Origin of the sequence: Rhizobium sp. P32RR-XVIII, from assembly GCF_012641395.1 — a bacterium.
In the GTDB taxonomy this organism is placed as follows: domain Bacteria; phylum Pseudomonadota; class Alphaproteobacteria; order Rhizobiales; family Rhizobiaceae; genus Rhizobium.
The window spans coordinates 23,789-40,768 of sequence record NZ_JABAIH010000020.1 but is presented as its reverse complement, the minus strand read 5'-3'; the positions used below and the strand labels follow the sequence as shown (position 1 = coordinate 40,768).

The 16,980-nt window shown below is 58.8% G+C and carries 14 protein-coding genes and 5 pseudogenes; 8 read left to right on the top strand and 11 right to left on the bottom strand.

The genetic code is table 11. The features are described from left to right. Positions 1-7: 7 nt before the first annotated feature. Together HGP14_RS35890 and HGP14_RS30320 are read right to left on the bottom strand one after the other, a co-directional pair. Positions 8-628 carry an isochorismatase family protein gene (locus tag HGP14_RS35890; RefSeq protein ID WP_246704679.1) on the bottom strand — a complete coding sequence of 207 codons (621 nt, stop codon included), beginning with the start codon at positions 626-628 and terminating at the stop codon, positions 8-10. Between the two features lie 39 nt (positions 629-667). Further along, positions 668-1,153: a Rid family hydrolase gene (locus HGP14_RS30320; protein WP_168833556.1), complete on the bottom strand. Its 486-nt coding sequence runs from the start codon at positions 1,151-1,153 to the stop codon at positions 668-670. A gap of 189 nt (positions 1,154-1,342) precedes the next feature. Here HGP14_RS30320 and HGP14_RS36835 point away from each other — a divergent pair. The 3 pseudogenes from HGP14_RS36835 (at position 1,343) to HGP14_RS30300 (ending at position 3,154) form a co-directional block, all read left to right on the top strand. Continuing rightward, a pseudogene (locus HGP14_RS36835) lies at positions 1,343-1,805 on the top strand (SDR family NAD(P)-dependent oxidoreductase). Between the two features lie 2 nt (positions 1,806-1,807). Then, positions 1,808-1,975 (top strand): annotated as a pseudogene (locus HGP14_RS36830) (SDR family oxidoreductase); the annotation flags it as partial. Between the two features lie 219 nt (positions 1,976-2,194). Further along, positions 2,195-3,154, top strand: a pseudogene (locus HGP14_RS30300) (alpha/beta fold hydrolase). Positions 3,155-3,400: 246 nt separating this feature from the next. Here the strand turns inward: HGP14_RS30300 and HGP14_RS30295 are convergent. Together HGP14_RS30295 and HGP14_RS30290 are read right to left on the bottom strand one after the other, a co-directional pair. After that, positions 3,401-3,574 (bottom strand): hypothetical protein, encoded by a 174-nt coding sequence (locus HGP14_RS30295; RefSeq protein WP_168833553.1) that lies wholly within the window; start codon positions 3,572-3,574, stop codon positions 3,401-3,403. A gap of 46 nt (positions 3,575-3,620) precedes the next feature. After that, positions 3,621-4,277 carry a cytochrome P460 family protein gene (locus tag HGP14_RS30290; protein WP_312862227.1) on the bottom strand — a complete coding sequence of 219 codons (657 nt, stop codon included), beginning with the start codon at positions 4,275-4,277 and terminating at the stop codon, positions 3,621-3,623. Between the two features lie 544 nt (positions 4,278-4,821). Here HGP14_RS30290 and HGP14_RS30285 point away from each other — a divergent pair. Further along, a complete protein-coding gene (locus HGP14_RS30285) occupies positions 4,822-5,310 on the top strand; it encodes a peroxiredoxin family protein (RefSeq protein ID WP_168833552.1) in 489 nt (162 codons plus the stop codon). A 389-nt stretch (positions 5,311-5,699) separates the two neighbouring features. On the opposite strand, the gene HGP14_RS30280 is transcribed toward HGP14_RS30285, so the two are convergent. The 5 genes and pseudogenes from HGP14_RS30280 to HGP14_RS30270 all read right to left on the bottom strand — a co-directional run bounded on the left by HGP14_RS30280 (position 5,700) and on the right by HGP14_RS30270 (position 9,403). Continuing rightward, entirely contained in the window at positions 5,700-6,152 is a 453-nt protein-coding gene (locus HGP14_RS30280; RefSeq protein ID WP_168833551.1) for a hypothetical protein, read from the bottom strand. 61 nt (positions 6,153-6,213) lie between these two features. Then, positions 6,214-7,437, bottom strand: a complete 1,224-nt coding sequence (locus tag HGP14_RS30275) for a hypothetical protein (protein ID WP_168833550.1) — start codon at positions 7,435-7,437, stop codon at positions 6,214-6,216. Positions 7,438-7,691: 254 nt separating this feature from the next. Then, positions 7,692-7,832: pseudogene (locus HGP14_RS36825) on the bottom strand (PRC-barrel domain containing protein); the annotation flags it as partial. Beyond that, positions 7,790-8,019 (bottom strand): annotated as a pseudogene (locus HGP14_RS35880) (IS6 family transposase); the annotation flags it as partial. The pseudogenes HGP14_RS36825 and HGP14_RS35880, both read right to left, overlap by 43 nt. An 85-nt stretch (positions 8,020-8,104) precedes the next feature. Further along, positions 8,105-9,403: a glycosyl hydrolase family 28 protein gene (locus HGP14_RS30270; protein WP_168833549.1), complete on the bottom strand. Its 1,299-nt coding sequence runs from the start codon at positions 9,401-9,403 to the stop codon at positions 8,105-8,107. A 207-nt stretch (positions 9,404-9,610) separates the two neighbouring features. On the opposite strand from HGP14_RS30270, the gene HGP14_RS30265 reads away from it, so the two are divergent. The 3 genes from HGP14_RS30265 to HGP14_RS30255 are packed head-to-tail and all read left to right on the top strand — an operon-like array spanning position 9,611 to position 12,617. Beyond that, entirely contained in the window at positions 9,611-10,852 is a 1,242-nt protein-coding gene (locus HGP14_RS30265) for an ABC transporter substrate-binding protein (RefSeq protein ID WP_168833548.1), read from the top strand. Then, positions 10,849-11,802 (top strand): carbohydrate ABC transporter permease, encoded by a 954-nt coding sequence (locus HGP14_RS30260; RefSeq protein WP_168833547.1) that lies wholly within the window; start codon positions 10,849-10,851, stop codon positions 11,800-11,802. The genes HGP14_RS30265 and HGP14_RS30260 overlap by 4 nt, the downstream gene beginning before the upstream one ends. Next, positions 11,799-12,617: a carbohydrate ABC transporter permease gene (locus HGP14_RS30255; protein ID WP_168833546.1), complete on the top strand. Its 819-nt coding sequence runs from the start codon at positions 11,799-11,801 to the stop codon at positions 12,615-12,617. The genes HGP14_RS30260 and HGP14_RS30255 overlap by 4 nt, the downstream gene beginning before the upstream one ends. A 111-nt stretch (positions 12,618-12,728) precedes the next feature. Here the strand turns inward: HGP14_RS30255 and HGP14_RS30250 are convergent, their stop codons facing one another. After that, positions 12,729-14,471: an amylo-alpha-1,6-glucosidase gene (locus HGP14_RS30250; RefSeq protein WP_168833545.1), complete on the bottom strand. Its 1,743-nt coding sequence runs from the start codon at positions 14,469-14,471 to the stop codon at positions 12,729-12,731. Further along, positions 14,468-15,385, bottom strand: a complete 918-nt coding sequence (locus tag HGP14_RS30245; protein WP_312862226.1) for an ROK family protein — start codon at positions 15,383-15,385, stop codon at positions 14,468-14,470. Before HGP14_RS30245 ends, HGP14_RS30250 begins: the two co-directional genes overlap by 4 nt. A 241-nt stretch (positions 15,386-15,626) precedes the next feature. Between HGP14_RS30245 and HGP14_RS30240 the strand changes: the two genes are divergently transcribed. Beyond that, entirely contained in the window at positions 15,627-16,919 is a 1,293-nt protein-coding gene (locus tag HGP14_RS30240; protein WP_246704677.1) for an ROK family transcriptional regulator, read from the top strand. Positions 16,920-16,980 lie beyond the last annotated feature (61 nt).

The following is a 16,980-nucleotide window of genomic DNA, read 5'->3' as shown; positions in this document are numbered from 1 at the left end:
AGCTCTTTCATCCGCAGCGAGTGATGATGCTCTCGAAAATCAGCGTGAGTTCTTTGCCGGGCGCGTGACGCCGAGTAAAACACACAGCGAGCCTCGCGAAGAGCAGTGGCACTTTTCTTGTCGCGCTCACCCGGAAGATCGCTCGCATTGCCGATACCGCGCTGATTTGCGGTTTCGGGGACCAGCCCGGGTACGTGGCGCAGGAACAACTCAGATTGACAATCAGCGCGTTTGTTACGCGGGCTTGATCATATCCCGTGCATAGGCGGCCGATACCGTATCCGCCGCCGTGAGCCTCTATGATCGCTCGCGTCCCGTCATGGGTCTCATGCCGGGTCCAGTTGCGCTGGAGTTCCAGAAGGACCTCGATCCAGGACGTCGGCTTCGCCCCCGCCGCTTCCATCCGTCGCAGCCTCAGATCGTGACTGACCGGAGTGAGCTCGCCGCAAGCGTCGCCGACGACGTGTACCTCATACCCCGCCGCGAGAGCGGACAGCGCCGGAAAAGTCACGCACGCTTCCGTCAACAGTCCCGAGAAGATCAGCTTCTGTCGCCCGGTTGCCACGATTGCGCCGCGCGCCGCGTCGTCCTCCCAAATGTTCATATTGCGGCGGTCGATAGCGACCATTTCGTCATGATTTCGCTAGCTCCAGACATCGGGGATTTATCACCGCGGCTTCGCTTCCGCTCCCGACAACACAGCCTTGAAGGTGATTTCGATGAGCTGTTCAGGAAAAGCTAGTCTCGTCACACCAATCAGGTTGCTGGCGCACCGAGGTCTTTCCGTAACGTAAGCCTCCTTGCGCACTTTCCCCGCGGCGGCGAATGCGGCGTCGACATCGAGGACATAGAGCGTCTCCTCGACGACGTTGTCCAGCGTTGCCCCGAAGCGCGCTAAAAGCTTGACGGCATTGGCGTAGGTCGCCCGCATCTGCTGTTCCATCATCGAGAACTCGGTCGGCTTGCCGGATTCATCGAGAGAAGCAGGCGCGATCAGGTTCCCCTTCTCATCGTGGCTGAGCTGGCCGGAGACATGAATCGTGTCACCAACCTTGATTGCCTGTGCGTATCCGTAGGCATCTTCCCACGGCACACCGAAATAGGCGGCCTCTTTACCATTCACTGGGACCGCGTTTACGTCGTTGCTTTGCATATCGAGCCTCCTGGCTTCTTAATCTGGCGTCGCGTCTGGGTGGCGACCCTGAAAGTTTCGGTACGTCGATGCTTTGGAGAATGACCTTGCAACTCCGGCCAAGGAAATCACCTCTCGCCATAGAGTCGATAGACGATCGTTATCGCCGCTCACCGCGCGGCTTGATGCTGTCGCAGCCGGCACGACTCCGTGCAGGTCCAGGCCTACGCTGCTCGTGCGCGTGCGCTTTGGGGCGAGATTGACGGCTTCGTCAACAATGCTGGCATCAAGACCGCTGTCCGTCCGATCATCGAGTTTCCCGAAGAGGACTTTGACCGGTTGATGGCGATCAACGTCCGAGGCGTCTTCCTTGGCATGAAATATGCTTCCAATCATCCTGAACCGCGGTTCGGTCGTAAATATGTCCAGTTCACTTAGCGTCGTAGGCGGTGCGGGCATCGTTGCCTATGTCGGCTCCAAGCACGCCATCATCGGCATGACGAAGACCACTGCTGTCGAGGTCGGCGGACGTGGTATCCGGGTCAACGCTGCCGCCCCCGGGCCTATTGCTGGCACTACGACTTTTAAGCTTGCGGAGCAGGCTTCACGGGCGACGACAAGACGTTCGCGGAGACTGTTCCCCTCGGCCGCCATGAAACGTCTGACGATGTAGCTGGCCTCGTGGCTTTCTTGCTCTCGGATGACTCCCGCTATACGACCGGCACGGTGCATGCCGTCGACGGTGGCTTTACGACTGCGCAAATTTATCCATTGCCCATAGCCCCTGGCATGAAGTGTCAAACGGGCTTTCCAACCGGCAAGATCGCTCGCTGCGCGGCGTGATACCGTCGTGGCCTGAATGGCACTGAAGACGGTCGCGGCGTTATTCCCCACCGCTATGGAAACTATACGCACTCGCCATTAGAAAATTTCGTCGCGCGCTGCGATCAATCCCAACCACCGCGGCAGATTTCATCGAGTAACGCCCGGTGCAACGCGGGATGCGAGCCAGAGTCACAGTTTCCGTCATTCCTTGAAACACACCACCAAACGAGATGGCCAATGAAGCGTCGAGAGTTCTTGAAAGTATCAGGGGTTGGGTCCGCCGCTGCTGCGGTGACTTCGCCGGCCGTTGCCCAATCGTCGTCCGAGGTCAAGCGGGCTGAGCCAAGCAAAACGACGAGATTGGCGAAGTCATTTTTCACAACCGAGGACCAGACCACCATCTTCTACAAGGATTGGGGCCCGCTGGATGCCCAACCGATTTGCTTCCGCCACGGCTGGCCGACCAGTTCGGACGATTGGGACAACCAGATGTTGTTCTTCCTCAACCAGGGATTCCGCTGCATCGCCCACGATCGCCGGGGTCACGGCCGGTCGGGCGAGACGCAATACGGCAACGATATGGACTCCTATGTCGCCGACGTCATCGCACTTGCCGCCCATCTCGATCTGCGCAACGCGGTTCATATCGGCCATTCAACCGGTGGCGGCGAGGTCGCGCGCTATGCGGCGCCTACGGAGAAGGGACGCATCGCAAAAGCCGTGCTGATCGGGGCGGTACCGCCGATCATGCTCAAGACGGACAAGAATCCCGGCGGGCTGCCGATGGAGGCGTTCGACGATTTCCGCGAGCAATTCGCCGCCAATCGCGCCCAATTCCTACACGAATTCGCCTCTGGCCCCGTATACGGCTTCAACCGCCCGGGTGTGGCGCCAATTCAAGGCACCATCGACAATTGGTGGCGTCAGGGCATGATGGGCAGCGCCAAGGCGCAGTATGAGGGCATCAAGGCTTTTTCCGAGACCGATTTCACCGAAGATCTGAAGGCAATCACGGTCCCTGTCCTCATCATGCACAGCGACGACGACCAGGTCGTGCCGGTCGCGGATTCGGCCTTGCTGTAAGCCAAACTGGTGAAGAATGCCACGCTGAAGGTCTACAAGGGCTATTCGCACGGCATGGCGCTCACCCATGCTGACGTGATCAACGCCGATCTGCTCGCCTTCATCCGAAGCTGATCGCGCCTGGCGCATGAAGGGCGACTGATGCGGCAGCGGGTCGAAGAAGCGCGAGATCCCGTGGCGACTTCTTCGGCCGAGCGTTCTCACGCTCCAGACCCTTCGTCCGCCGGCCTGATCAACCTTTAAGCCTCCATAATCCTTGCGCGACCGAGAAAGCCCACGAATATCGGTTCAGGATTGGATAGCCGCAGCTATAGATCCAGTCTGATTGTTGCGCGGGCAGGTGACAGGACTGACAGTCCGTTACCGATAGGCGGTTCGATAGTCGAAAGGCACGCGCAGATTTCCTTTATCGTCGACAACGGTCGCGGCCGAACCCTCGTACTGTGAGCGCTTATCCATTTGCGCGTAAGCGGAGACGGCGCCGATCAGGGCCAATCCAGTCAAGGCGACGCGCAATGTATTGACGATTCTCATGCCGTTGCTCCTCATTTCAGCGAACCGGTAGTGTTCGTTGACCATTTCAGTCGTCCAGCAGCGGATAGAATTGGGTCCAGACGTCGTCTTTCTTGGCGCTCGCCATGTGGCAGAAGGCGCACTCGGATTTGGGCTGCAGTTTGGCTGTCGCTGCCTTCGGCTCATGGTGGTTGAAGTTGTAGTAACCCCAGCCTCCGGTTTCAGCATAGCGCTTGGTATCCTTGACCGTCACGTCGGCGCCGTTCAGCTTTCCGGGGAAGAAGCCTCGCCCAGAAAGCTCAGTGCGCGATCCGTCCGGGTTTTCCGCCGGGAGCGTCAGTTGCAGTTCCTTGAAGAACATCGTTCTCTCCGGAAACTCACCTGTCTTCTTGTAGATCTCGTATGAGCCTGGTTCGATGTAGACGTTGTGAAACTCAGGAAAATTAGCCTTCCCGTCGTTGAGCGCGTTGGGCGTGAGCGGTGAACCGACGAACACCCACTCATTGAAATTCTTCGGCAGGATCAGATCGCCGGATTCGGTGTATTCGGGGAGTTGGCGCTTGATCGTCGAGGCACCGCCGTCATTGGACGCGGATTGTGCGAATGCGGCTGTTACAGCAACCGCGCCGAAAACCACTCCGGTGATCAATAGGGTAGTACGCATGCCTTTTTTCTCCACGATCGTACCTTTTTCCCCCAGTGACTGATATCCGTCCCAGGTCACCCTCGGCCTTGCTCGATGAGGTCTGCGACAGTGGTACCTATTGAGCGCAGCCGGGGACGAAATTTTCCAATAGCCGGTTCGTATCATTTCAATAGCAGCGGGGAATATTGCCCCAACGGTCGTCTCTGCCATTCGTAAAGGAAGGCAAGAAATGCGGGCCGCGATGGCATTACGCCCGCAACGAGGGGTAATAACGATCGACCATCGACTCTATGGCGAGAGGTGATTTCCTAACCATTTCGTGCGCTCATTGAGCGTTATGCGCGGTCGTTAATCCTGTGGGGGGCGCAGCAGCGTATGGTGCGTCGCAGGAGACCGCGGGGCCGAAGCAAATCTACGGCCGAGCTAGGGAGGAGCTGCGATCACACATATGGAAACACAAATGCGCGGCACCGGCGTACATCCCGACGGTAATTGAACCTATCCTTGCGGCGAATTGGACAGCTTCGGATCAGGTCTCCATGCTCCTAGGCAAGAAGCGGTGCCGCTGGCTAGCAATCCAACGGCACCCGGCACAACGTCGCGAGCCACGAATGGAGGATTCATGGAGACGGGGATTATGGGCCTGCCTGCGCCACCGCTAGAGTGTGTCCGGTGGATCGATGAAAATGGCGACGAGCGTAGCCCTTTGACCTTGATCGAGCTGGGGCAGGGTTTCAGGATATTGTACTTCTTTCAGCATTGGTGTGCGGTCTGTCATAAACATGGCTTCCCCACATTCGTGACACTTGCTGAGGAACTTTGCGACAAGGGAGTTGGCTTGGCTGCCATCCAGACTGTGTTCGAGGGTTCGGAAGTCAACACCTTCGATCGTCTGCGGGAAAATCAACTGCGATATGGACTGCGTTTTCCCTTCGGGCACGCTGTCGCTGACTCGGCCTCCATGGAGGCCGTGCCCGCAATCATAAAGACATATCGCTCCGGCGGAGTTCCCTGGTTTGTCGTGATCGCGCCCGATGGTCGCGTGGTGTACGACGGGTTTCTGCTCGCGGCGGATGGCCTCATCCAGGCGCTCCGTCCGCTCGCCAGCTGACTGAAAGGGATACCTCGAGGCGGCTCTCCGGATCGCTGCAAATGACAACTTTCTAGTCCGGCAACGCCATGGCTCGCGCTGTTGGCTCGAGGACGAACAGGATCTTGTCGTGGCACAGCATCAGAGACTGAAAGCGTGCAGACTTCCGGCAGATGAAACGACACGTCGCAGGTGAGAACCGCCCTGGCTGACAAGATCGAAATGGTGCCAGGGCAATTGCCAGTGCACTTTGACATTAGCGTGCTTGAAACGGTCAAACAACGTTCAGCGCCGCTGCGCCAGGAAGCGAATGGCCCCGAGCCGATCTGATGTGGTGCCTTTCGAACCGAAACAGCCGAAAATCCAATATCCGCACGGCATCGGGCCCATTCCTCAAGGTGGCTAAGTCGTTAGCTTTTTAGCTTCTTAGCAAAACCGGTAAGAGGCACATCCGTCTGCATCTGCATGACTGCGGCGTTTGTGATCACAACATGCGCCAAACGTCCACGCGTGAACGCCGCAAGAAAACGTTGATACGTCTTCGTGTGACCAGCGATGATGATAGTGCACTGCGCGCCATTGTCAGCGAATTTGCATTCTTGAGTGGTCAGAAGGCGGGAAAGCAACGGGCTGGTACTTTTATCAATAGATACAGACAGTTTTGCACCCGGGTTTCCAACCCGGTGGGTGCTAATTCGAAGCGCGGATTTTCTTGGATTATCTGCGTTTTCGAACGAAAACAAAACGTGCCGATCTGGCGCGCTGCCGGCCATCACCTCGACCAGCTGTTTTGCCTCGGTAGCATGAGGCAACGTGCTCGACAGAGCTACGGCAAGCACGATGGGGAGAAGGAGTTTTAGCATTGTTGGGCTTCCTTTGGGCTTAAGCCGCCAAGGCGATTGCCTTGGCGGCATGTCGATGACCTCAGTTCACCCGATAGACGACTGGGCAGTTGACAACAAAGCCAACTGGCTTCGGTTTGCCTCCGGCGATGCTTTCAATGATCCCTCTTTCACCGGCATCTTCGATTGCAATCGCATCCGTCATCTTGGTGCGATAACCCTTTTCGATGGCATCGGCCGTCCACTTTACCGGGAAGACCCGCCACATCGGACTGTAGTCGAGATTGATAGTCGGGATTCCGCCGAGAACGTTCAGAGGACCATGACTTCCCTTGTCGGAGAGGGCGCTGTCGAGGCCCTGGCGGAAGGGATTGTCAATTCCGGTCGGCCCGTTGACGAACGCGTAAAGACGCTCGGCAGCCTCGCCTTGAGACGCATCCTCCAAGGCAAATGGAAGATCCTTCAGCGCGGGCGTATAAGTTGCCCCCTCCAAAGCTGCCAAGCCCTCATCGTTCGCTTCGGTTGAAAGATAGAAGATCGGCTTGCCGAACGTATAGCCAAGCGTCAGCTTCAGCGTCACCGTCCCGTCGCGCGGGCAAATTTTAACGACCTTGTCTTCCACCTTGCCGTAATTGAGATTGCCATCACACATTTTGTCGAGCTCGTCGGCCGAGACGTCGAAGGCGACCATCGGCATGTTGAAGACGACGCCCGGTGCGTTATCAAGGGCAACGAGAGGTGAATAGTCGGCATCGCCCACAGAGCCGGGCTTTGCAGATTTCGGTGGGAAGAAATCTGGCGCATCTCCGGGCATCACGACGTGTTCCGGAGAGAAATTGACCTTGCCAGCTTGAAAGACGATCGATCCGTCCTGTTCAACATGCCCCCTCCGCGTCGCTTTGCCGGTCATGCCGTAGGCAAGCTTTGGGGAAAACGGAACTCCGTGCAACTTCGCAAGATTTTCATCTGTGACGTCGGTCAGAATTGACCAGACTGTTTCACCGGATGCGAGCTTGCCCTTGCGAAGGGGCAGCGTTGCTGTACCCGTTTCAAGATCGACCACCGCCGACTTCATCAGCAGAACGGGGCCGAGAAACGCGGAGTCGACTTCCGATGGCGATGGCTGTGCTGTGATCGCGTATTGATCGGGATAGATCGACTTGGGAGCAGGGCGAATTTCGGAGAGGGGAGATCCCTCCGACCCGCGATTGATAACTTCGGCCGACACGACACTTGGGAGGATGCAAAGGCCGGCGAGAAAGAGTATGGAGGCAGGAATGGTGCTAATATGCAAATGATCTTTCATGGTATTTCTCCGTTGGAGAGATCGTCGCTATGGCAGGGGGTTGCCAGTAACGACGAAACACTGCCCCGGAAGAAGATTTATTAAAAATTCCGTCTAACCATGGTTTTGATAGCTGCGGGCTATGAAAGCAGCGGGAGCTTATTAGTCGCGGAGGACTGAAATATCTGACGGTGCGCTCAAGACTCGGCGGAATCCTACGAGGGGCTACTCCGACGAACACAGATCGAGCATTCTGAGGCCGGGCTGGACGCAACTCAATCACGATGCTCGGCCGTTTCCTTGAGCTGATACATGGTCCATGTCGTAACTGCGTGGACATCTCCGTCCTCGTCACGCATGAAATCGAGATCCGTCAAGGGGGACCGCGCCTGGCGTCGTTCCAATCCCAAGAAACCGTCAGATGTTTGCGGCGACGATGGAACAAGTTGGCGATCCAGCCATGACTTGAAACGAAGCGCTGGCATTGCCGTGCCCACCTGAGCTGCCTGAAGCCTCGTTCTCGTCGTGGTACGGCCAGATGCGAGTTTTCGGCTCGATTGTTCAGTCCTTGTGTGAACGATGCTCAACGCTTGGTATCAACTCAGCCGCTTGCATCGGTCAGGTGCGACATCCGGCGAAGAGTGCTTGGTCATGCCCGCAAATACCGCCGTAGCGAAAACGTACGCAGTCACTCGATCCAGATCACTCTGTCGTCCCAGCCCGCTGGCAGCGGCATCGGACGCTCGATTTTGACGCGCTCGAGCGCAAGGTCTGCAACGCCGTGAGCAAAGAGCCCCGGCATACCTCCGGGATAGTCGACAAGACCGATGATCTTCCCGTCCGCTCCACGCAGCCACGCATTGCCACGACCCTCCATCGCCATGGGTGGAGACAGATCGGCTTTCGTGGGGCGAAGATCATATTGCTTGGCTGTTCCCGGAGCTCCTTCCTGCATAGTTAGTTGCACATTGCAGAGGACTATTCCCGTGATCCCACCACTTCGCTCTGCGAAGAGATTTAAAGGACCGTGGCAACGGCCGGAAATGTTCTCAACGCTGACATTCCTGACGACACCGGCAGGCAGCTCCGGACGCCGGTCGAGTTGAGTGATCGTCAACGGTTCACCCGAACCCCAGAATCCGTCCGGCGTCTCGTGGCAGTCCAACTCTATGTCTGAGAAGACAACGTTCTCAATGATCCCGCCGTCGCGCGAGAAGATGCCGAGGCCCCGGTTCGAATCCCGGACCTTGGAACGCATGAAGCGAACATCGCGGATGTCGCCAAAACTCTCCGTGCCGATCTTCAATGCGCAACTATTGCTCTCGATGGTGCAATTCGAGACTTCTATCCTCTCGCAGCGTCCGATGCCCTTTTCGCTCCGGCTCGTCTTCAAGCAAATACCATCGTCAGCCGTGCTGATGGCGACATGGCTGACCGCGACGTCGGTGCAACTATCGATAACAATCCCGTCCGTATTCGGGAGCTGGCGATTGTTGAGCACCTTCGTGTCCTTGATGATCACGTCATGGCAGCGGACCAGGTGGATCGTCCACATGGGAGAATCCTCGATGGCAAAGCCTTCCAGCCTGACATTGCGGCAATCCTCGAGCACAAGGACTCTCGGGCGCCTCTCGCTTGGCGTATAGGTGCCCACCGTTGCATCAAAACCGGTGCTGAAGGCGCATCCCGCGGCAGCGATCTTTCCTTTGCCGACGACCGCGACGTCGTGCGCGTCTTGTGCGACGATATAGGCCCGGTCTGATCCCTCGGCGATCACACTGACCGAATTTGCGGCGTAGAGCCCGTAGTCGGGAACGAACTCGAGTGTGGCGCCCTCTGCGATTGATAGGGTTATGCCGCTCCCAAGCCGGATGGGCCCCGATACGTGTCGTCCCGCCCGCAGCAGAAGAGTTCCACCACCTCCGCCAACCAGCTTGTCGATCGATTGCTGCAGATCAGCGCCATTTGCTTCAACGGAAATGTCCACTTGCGTCCCTTTCGCTTTCCCGAGAGTTACGCCGCTCCTTTTTATTCGTCAACAGGACGAACTAATTGGATTTGCTCTGTCGGGTTTATATTGACACCCTCGAAAACTCGTATTTAATTCGTCATGGTTACGAACAATTGGTCGGCTTGAGGAGCATAGGGCCGACGTCAGCATCGTTCGAAAATGAGGAGCAAAAAGGGGAACCCTATGAAACCGCTCAAGACAATTATGATGGCTGCAACCGCCATGGCGATGACGATCTCGGTTGCTGCGGCATCCGAGCTCAAGATCGCGTGGTACGTCGACAATGATCAGGAAGAGACGAATACTCGCGCCCTTCTCGACCAGTACACCAAGCTGCACCCCGACACGACCTTTGACCTTGAGATCACGCCCTATGACGGAATGGTTCAGAAATTCCAGCAATATGCGGCGTCCGGGATCATGCCGGACCTGTCTCTGACGTCTTCGATGGAGCCAGTCATTCGTCCTTTCCTCGTCGATCTCGGCAAGGAGATCGGACCTGACTGGATTAACGACTTCGTCAAGGGTTGGGGCGACGGCGCCAAGCTTGGCGACAAGGTCATTGCTGCTCCCCTTCGTGTGACCTCAACAGGCATCTTTCTGAACGCCGACGCCTTCAAGAAGGCCGGGGTTACCATCCCGGATCAGACGACCGGCTGGACCTGGGAAGAATTCATCCCGAAGATCAAGGAAGTCGCCGAGAAGTCGGGTACCCGCTATCCGCTGGTCTGGGATGTGTCGGCGAGCCGCTGGATCGTCCACGAATATCAGTACGGCAACCACATCTACACCGAGAAGGAGCCGGTGAAGGTGGTCATGGACGAGGCGGCCTGGACGAGCACGCTCGACAAGTTCGTGGACATTACCAAGGCTGCGATGCCGCCCGGGCTGTGGTCTGGCGCGAGCTCGGACAACCCGAAGGAAATCTTCACCGCAGGCCAGGCTGTCGCCTATCTGTCGGGCAGCTGGCAGATCGCCGGACTGGCAGACAATGCACAGTTCGCGTGGCAGGCCGGCCCCACGCCGCGCGGCACCGTTGCGTCTTCTATCTACGGCGGCGACTATATTGTGGCCTTCAACACGAGTCAGCACCTTCCTGAAGCCGTCGACTTCATCAAGTGGATTACCTCGCCGGAGATCCAGGCCCAATATGCCAAGACCTTTGGTACGATCCCGGCCAATCTGAAAGCGCCGGCCGTCAAGTATGACAATCCTGCGGCGACCGAAGCGATCAAGGCCATGCAAAACGAGTTGAATGTCAGTCCCGTCTATGCGGCGACCGACCAGGCTTGGCCGCAGATGCAAGCTGTTTGGGGTACGGTCAAGACCGCAGTTACTCAGGCGGTGGCTGGCCAGATATCCTCGGCAGAAGCCATCTCCCAGATCAAGAAGGCGGCTGACGCCTCGCTTGAGGCTGGCAAGTGACGGCGCTCATGGTGGAAGAGGGGCGTTCGGCACTGGGTCCTCACCCGGTGCCGAAAGGCCGCCGGAGCAGCCTTACAAGCCTTGGCTGGCCCTATCTGCTGATGCTCCCCACGATGGCGCTACTCGTCACCTTTACGCTTTATCCGCTGTTCCAGGGCTTGCTCATGGCCTTCTTCAAGCGGGGCGTCGTTGTCGTTCCGCAGGTGCCGAGTACCCTGCCGCAATATGTGGGGCTGGAAAATTTCATAGGGCTCCTAAGCAATGCCGACTTTCAGACTTCCCTGCTCAAGACCGTCGTGTTCGTTGTCATCGCCGTTCCGCTGAACATCGTCGTCTCGCTGGCGCTGGCCCTTCTTCTGTCGCCCCAGACGAAGCTCTTTGCCGTGGTTCGCACGATCGTCTTCTTCCCCTCGATGATCAGCCTGCTGATCATCGGTGTTTCCTGGCGCTGGCTCTTCGGTCTTAATAACGGCCTGGTCAACTACCTGCTTTCGCTTGCAGGAATTGCGCCGGTACCCTGGCTGGAGCAGGACACGATGGCACAGATCGCCATGGTCATCGCATGGATATGGGCGCAAGCCGGTTTCAACATGATGATCTTCATTGCCGGGCTCACCGCAATCTCCACCGATTATTACGAGGCCGCATCGATTGATGGCACCAGCAAATGGCGGCAGTTCACCCACATCACGCTGCCGCTGTTGAGACCGACGATGGCCGTTGTTCTCGTGCTGTCGTCGATAGAAGCGTTCAAGGTCTACGAACTCGTCGTATCGCTGACCGGAGGGGGTCCAGGCAAGGCGACGGTCTACCTGATCCAGACAATCTACGATACCGCGTTCCAGAAGCCGATGCAGGCCGGCGTAGCCGCCGCGCAGTCGATGGTCCTTTTCGTCATTCTGCTGTTGCTGACGATCTTTCAGCTTCGTGTATCGCGGGGTGAAAGATGACACGAATCTACTCCCCCTGGCGACTGGCCCTTGTCGCACTGACGCTGTTCGTCTTCCTGATGCCCCCGGTATGGCTCTTCCTCTCGTCGTTGAAGTCGCAGCAGGAGATCTTCCAGTGGCCGCCAACGATTTTACCCGCGCAGCCCACCCTGCAGAACTTCATCGATACTGTCTCGCGCGCGAAGTTCCTTATTTTCTTCCGCAATTCAGCCGTGGTGTCCGTGCTCTCGGCGCTTCTTTCCGTGACGATCAGCGTGATGGCGGGCTATGCGCTGGCGAAATTCAGGTTCAAGGGTGACACGCTTTTCTTCCTGCTCATCATGTCGTCGCTGATGGTGCCGCTGCAGATCATCATGATCCCCGTCTTTCTGGTGCTGCGGGATCTCAATCTTCTCGACACGCTCGCAGGGATCATCATCGCGCCGGCTGCGACACCGACCGGTGTCTTCCTGATGCGACAGTACATCACCAACATTCCTGACAGCCTGCTAGAGGCGGCACGTCTCGACGGAACGCCGGAGTGGCGCATCCTGTGGCGGATCATCGTACCGCTCGCGATTCCGGCGATCGGCACCCTGCTTGCCTTTAATCTCGTTTGGCGCTGGAACGATTATCTCTGGCCGTTCTTGATCATCAACGATCAGGACAAATGGACTGTCCAGGTTGCCCTGGCGAATACCGTTGGGCGTTTCGGCATCAACTGGCCGCGGCTGCTGTCCATGTCGGTGCTTTCGGTGCTGCCTGTGCTGGTGATGTTCACCGCGCTGCAGCGCATGCTCATGAGCGGCCTGATGGCGGGCGCGACCAAGGAATAGAGCAGGGTGCCCCACCTGGACCGCAAAGCCGCCTTCCGACGGCCTTTTCGTTGACAGTAGTTCTGCAGGTGGCAGGAAAGGGCCGCTTGTTTGCGGCCAATCGGGGAAAACTCAGCGGATCGCCGCCGCCAGCTTATCCTTGAAGGCAAGGGCTGCGGCTGCCGGCATGCTGCTCCATCCCTGGAGCAGGCAACCACGCCCCCAGGGCGGCGAGAAATATTCGACCGCCCCCATCCAACCTTCTTCGAGACAGGACTTCCACCAGCGCAGGAGCGGATAGTCCGCGCCATCGAGCCCGTAGGCAAGGCGCTGCTCCGCATAAAGACCGGAAAGATACGGCCAGTCGGAGCCATTGTGGTAGCGGTAGGCAAAGTAGGATTTTTCGCGCGTGTCCTTGGGCCGCTTGAACGGCGGGAAGGCGCAGAGCACGCCCCAGTCGCCATAGGGCTGCGCGGCGTTGTTACGGCTTTCCAGAACCTTCTCCATTCTGGCAAGGACGGCCTTTGCCCTTTCCGCCGGCACCGCCTTGAAGCGAAGCAGGGTCAGGCTGTCCAGCGTCACGTGGTCCTCGACGAAATCGGTCTTTGTTCCGTAGTCGGCGTAGGTACCGCCCGGTTGCAGCAGCGCCTCGTCGAGCGATGTGCGCGCTTTGTGCGCTACCGCCGCCGCCTTTGATGCAACGGTTTGGTCGAGTGCCGCACCAAACTTCGCTATGATATCGAGCGCGCCGATCCACAGGCCGAGATCGTAGGCAACATAGCCATGGCGGTAGACGTTGTCGGCCCAGTCGCGGTCGTGGCGCGGCTTTACCGGCAATCCGTTTCCGGCCTCGTCGAACCCGCGATAGCGCTCGAAGATCGTCACGACCTTGTCCCAGTAAAGGGAGAGCGGAGAACTGTCGCCGGTTGCCCGGATGTAGTCGCCGATCGTCAGGATGAAGAAGAGCGGGCTGTCGAAGTGATCGCTCCACCAGTCGCCGGGGCGCAGGTGCTCCTCCTTGATCCGGGGGTGCGAACTGCGTACCTTTTCCCATTCCTCGGCCTGAGCCGGACCTGTGAGGATGACGCCGCTCGGCGCCTCTCCGTTCGGCTGGATGCCGCGTGCGAGGAGATCGATCTGCGAGCGTACGGCGCCCGGCTCCCGATCAAGCAGCGCCTGCAGCGTCCAATAGCCGTCGCGGTAGTAGGTCCGCGCCGGCGCGCTGTAGGCCTGGCCGGCGGCAAGGCCGGCGAAGGCGCCATGCTCATCCTGCCGGATACTGGAGAGGGCGGCATGAAGGCTCTGCGAGATCATGCTGCGCATCAGCGGAGCCGCCTCCGGCATCGCATCGCAGCGAGCCACATAGGCATTTGCCTCCGCGATCAGCTCCGCCTGGTCAAGGTCGAGGGCCGCCTGCGCTTCCTCGATCGTCGCGCCGGCGGTCACGAATATCCCGTCAGGTCGTTGTTCGGCGATCACCACTCCCCATGCTGTGCGGACAATCCGGCGACTGCCCTGCCGTTCGACCGGTTCGGGCTTGGTTGTGCTACCCCACCAGGCGCAGCGGCGAGCGGGGATAAGGGTACGCAATTTCGCGCCCTTCAAGAACAGCGCAGGAGACGATTGCCCGACATAGAGACCACCGCTATGCGCCTCCACCCGGTTCGGAGCATAGGTGAACGGAGCACTCCAGCCGGTGAAGGTCAGGTTTGCCAGCTTGCCTGAGCCCCAAAGCGAGAGCTCGATCTTGCCTTCCGGCCGGCAATCGCCCTGCAGGCGTGGCGCCATGAAGGGCATGAGGACCGGCTCCGCGGAACGAAGCTGCCCGTCTTCGAGTGGTGTCAGAACCTGTGGTTTCGGCTGTGGAGCGGTCATTGGGCGATCTCCTGCTCTCCGATAGCTTCGAAAGTTGAAAGCTCACTGAGCCCGAGCATCAGGGCTCCAACCATACCGGCTTCACGACCGATGCCGGTAGCCTCGATCCGAGCCGCAAAAGGCAGCAATGCTGACATGTGGCGTGTCACCGCATCGACGAATTCTTTCCGCGAGCCGATGCCGCCGCCGAGCACGATGAGAGCCGGGTCGAAAATCGTCTGAACGGAGGCTATGCCGACCGAGGCGGATCTTGCGAGCGTTTCGATCACGCCAGAGGCTTCCGCATCCCCTTTAGCGGCATGGGCGAAGATCTCGCTAACCGGCCACCTGCCATCGCCGTAGAGGCTGCGTACCGCAGGCGAGTCGACCTGGTCCTCAAACAAACCGGCACGAGCCCTCGGAGCGGTCCGATGCGGGTCGGCGCCAAGGGGCAGCAAGCCGAGTTCTCCCGCCCGGCCATGATGGCCGCGGAAGAGACGGCCGCCGATAACGAGCCCCATCCCGACGCCAGTCCCGAACGCAATGAATGCCAGGGAACCGAGGTTGCGGCCCTTGCCAAGGGTAGCCTCCGCAAATGCTGCGAGGTTCACGTCGTTTTCGACGACAACGGGGCAGGGCAGGCTCCGAGCGAGCAGCGCCGCAAGCGGCTGATCGGCGGGAACAGCCAGATGCGGAGAGAGGGAAGCCAGCCCCGTCGACGGCGAGACGGCGCTCGGTATGCCGATAACGGCCTTATGCAGCGGACCGCGGTCGTGATGTCGCTTAAGCAGCGACAGGACCATGCGCGGAATCTGCTTGAGGACGGGCGCGCCGGCGCCGTGTTCCGTGGGTTCCTCCACCGTTGCCAGAACCCGGCCCTGAAGGTCGGCTAGACCCGCAAGGACCTTGGTGCCGCCGAGGTCGACGCCAGCCACGATCCCTCGAGCGGCACTCGTCGGGTCTGCCCGGTAGCTGCGATTTGATCGTCGCAAGTCTGACGCAATGGTTGAAATATTTGACAAATGCAGTCCCTTGCGATATTTGTTCGGCAGGTTGACGAATTTATTATTGCCGCCTCCGCAAGCTGTCAACAACCAGTTTGAAATTGGCGGGCTTTCATGAAAAAGCAAAAACACCAGTGCAAGGAAAAGACAGATTCTGCGGGACAGTTCGAATATGGCCTTAACCGAAAATGCGCCTCCTGTATTGCGGCAGATATCCGTTCGCGCCGTCATGGATGTCCTGCTTCACGCTGGGCCCACCTCGCGTGCCGAGCTTTCGAAGTTGACCGGCCTGTCCAAGCAGACAATGTCCGAAGTCATCCGGACGCTTGAGGAAGGCGGCTGGGTTCGGGAAAAAGGCGTTACCAGCGGTCGCATTGGTCGCACAGCGATCACCTACGAGGTCAACGGCGATGCCGGCTTTGCGGTCGGTATCGATATGGGTGCGTCGACATCACGCATCGTGGTCGGCAATATTGTCGGAAGCATCGTTGCCGAAGTCGACTATCCGTCCGACCATCGCGGCGGATATCACCTGATCGACCAGGCAGAAGCCATGCTTTCGAAGACGCTTGCGGACATAGGCATCGCCCGGGAGCGTGTCCTTGTGACGGCGATAGCAACGCCAGGCGTCGTCGATCCAGCGACCGGTGCGCTTTCCATGGCGCCGAACCTCGATATCGGCGGGATCGATATCGGCAGCACACTCAGCGAACGGCTTGGTTGCCCTGTCGTCCTGGAAAACGATGTGAATGCAGCTGTGATCGGCGAGTCGTGGCAAGGATGTGCGATTGCTGTGGACAGCGTGGCCTTCATATCATTGGGGACCGGTATTGGCCTTGGCGTGCTGCAGGACGGCAAGCTGATGCGGGGCGCAAACGGGGCCGCCGGCGAAATTTCTTACATGCCGTTCGGCGCGGATCCCTATGCTGAGGACAGCCTCGAACGCGGGGCCCTGGAATGTGCAATCGGGGCCCAAGGGATAAGCGCGCTCTATGCCCGTTCGGGTGGAACAAAGCATATCTCCGTTCGAGACATTCTGGCGCTTGCCGAGAAGAACGACCCGGTTGCGATCGAAGTCATCGGCAAAATATCCGACATCGCCGCGCTCCTTGTCGTTTCCGTCAATGCGATCGTCGATCCGAAGACCGTCGTTCTGGGGGGCAGCATCGGGCGACATCCGCTCATTGCCGAACGTGTGCGGCAGGGCATTATGAAGGCAAGCCGCCGCGCCATCGACGTCAAGGCTACCGTTCTTGGCAGTCGGGCGACGCTGCTGGGGGCGCTTGCGATTGGCCTGAACCATGTTCACAATCTCCTCTTCTCCCCCCAGACGCTGCCAGAGCAGCGCCGACTCCCGCCGCCGCGCTTTGACTGTCAGACAGTTCCTACGGACGCAGCGCGACCCATGGGACAAGATGACCGGATGCGCATCAACGAGAGCAGAAAGTCACGTTCGTCATCTTGACGAACTAATTAGTTCCACGCAAACTGCCCCGATTGGAGGCACGGGCCGCACATTCGGCGAG

Bases quoted from the DNA above. Each gene is read 5' to 3' on its own strand.
- HGP14_RS35890 (WP_246704679.1), bottom strand. From the start codon at position 628: ATGGTCGCTATCGACCGCCGCAATATGAACATTTGGGAGGACGACGCG.
- HGP14_RS30320 (WP_168833556.1), bottom strand. From the start codon at position 1,153: ATGCAAAGCAACGACGTAAACGCGGTCCCAGTGAATGGTAAAGAGGCC.
- HGP14_RS30295 (WP_168833553.1), bottom strand. From the start codon at position 3,574: ATGAGAATCGTCAATACATTGCGCGTCGCCTTGACTGGATTGGCCCTG.
- HGP14_RS30285 (WP_168833552.1), top strand. From the start codon at position 4,822: ATGGAGACGGGGATTATGGGCCTGCCTGCGCCACCGCTAGAGTGTGTC.
- HGP14_RS30280 (WP_168833551.1), bottom strand. From the start codon at position 6,152: ATGCTAAAACTCCTTCTCCCCATCGTGCTTGCCGTAGCTCTGTCGAGC.
- HGP14_RS30275 (WP_168833550.1), bottom strand. From the start codon at position 7,437: ATGAAAGATCATTTGCATATTAGCACCATTCCTGCCTCCATACTCTTT.
- HGP14_RS30265 (WP_168833548.1), top strand. From the start codon at position 9,611: ATGAAACCGCTCAAGACAATTATGATGGCTGCAACCGCCATGGCGATG.
- HGP14_RS30255 (WP_168833546.1), top strand. From the start codon at position 11,799: ATGACACGAATCTACTCCCCCTGGCGACTGGCCCTTGTCGCACTGACG.
- HGP14_RS30250 (WP_168833545.1), bottom strand. From the start codon at position 14,471: ATGACCGCTCCACAGCCGAAACCACAGGTTCTGACACCACTCGAAGAC.
- HGP14_RS30240 (WP_246704677.1), top strand. From the start codon at position 15,627: ATGGCCTTAACCGAAAATGCGCCTCCTGTATTGCGGCAGATATCCGTT.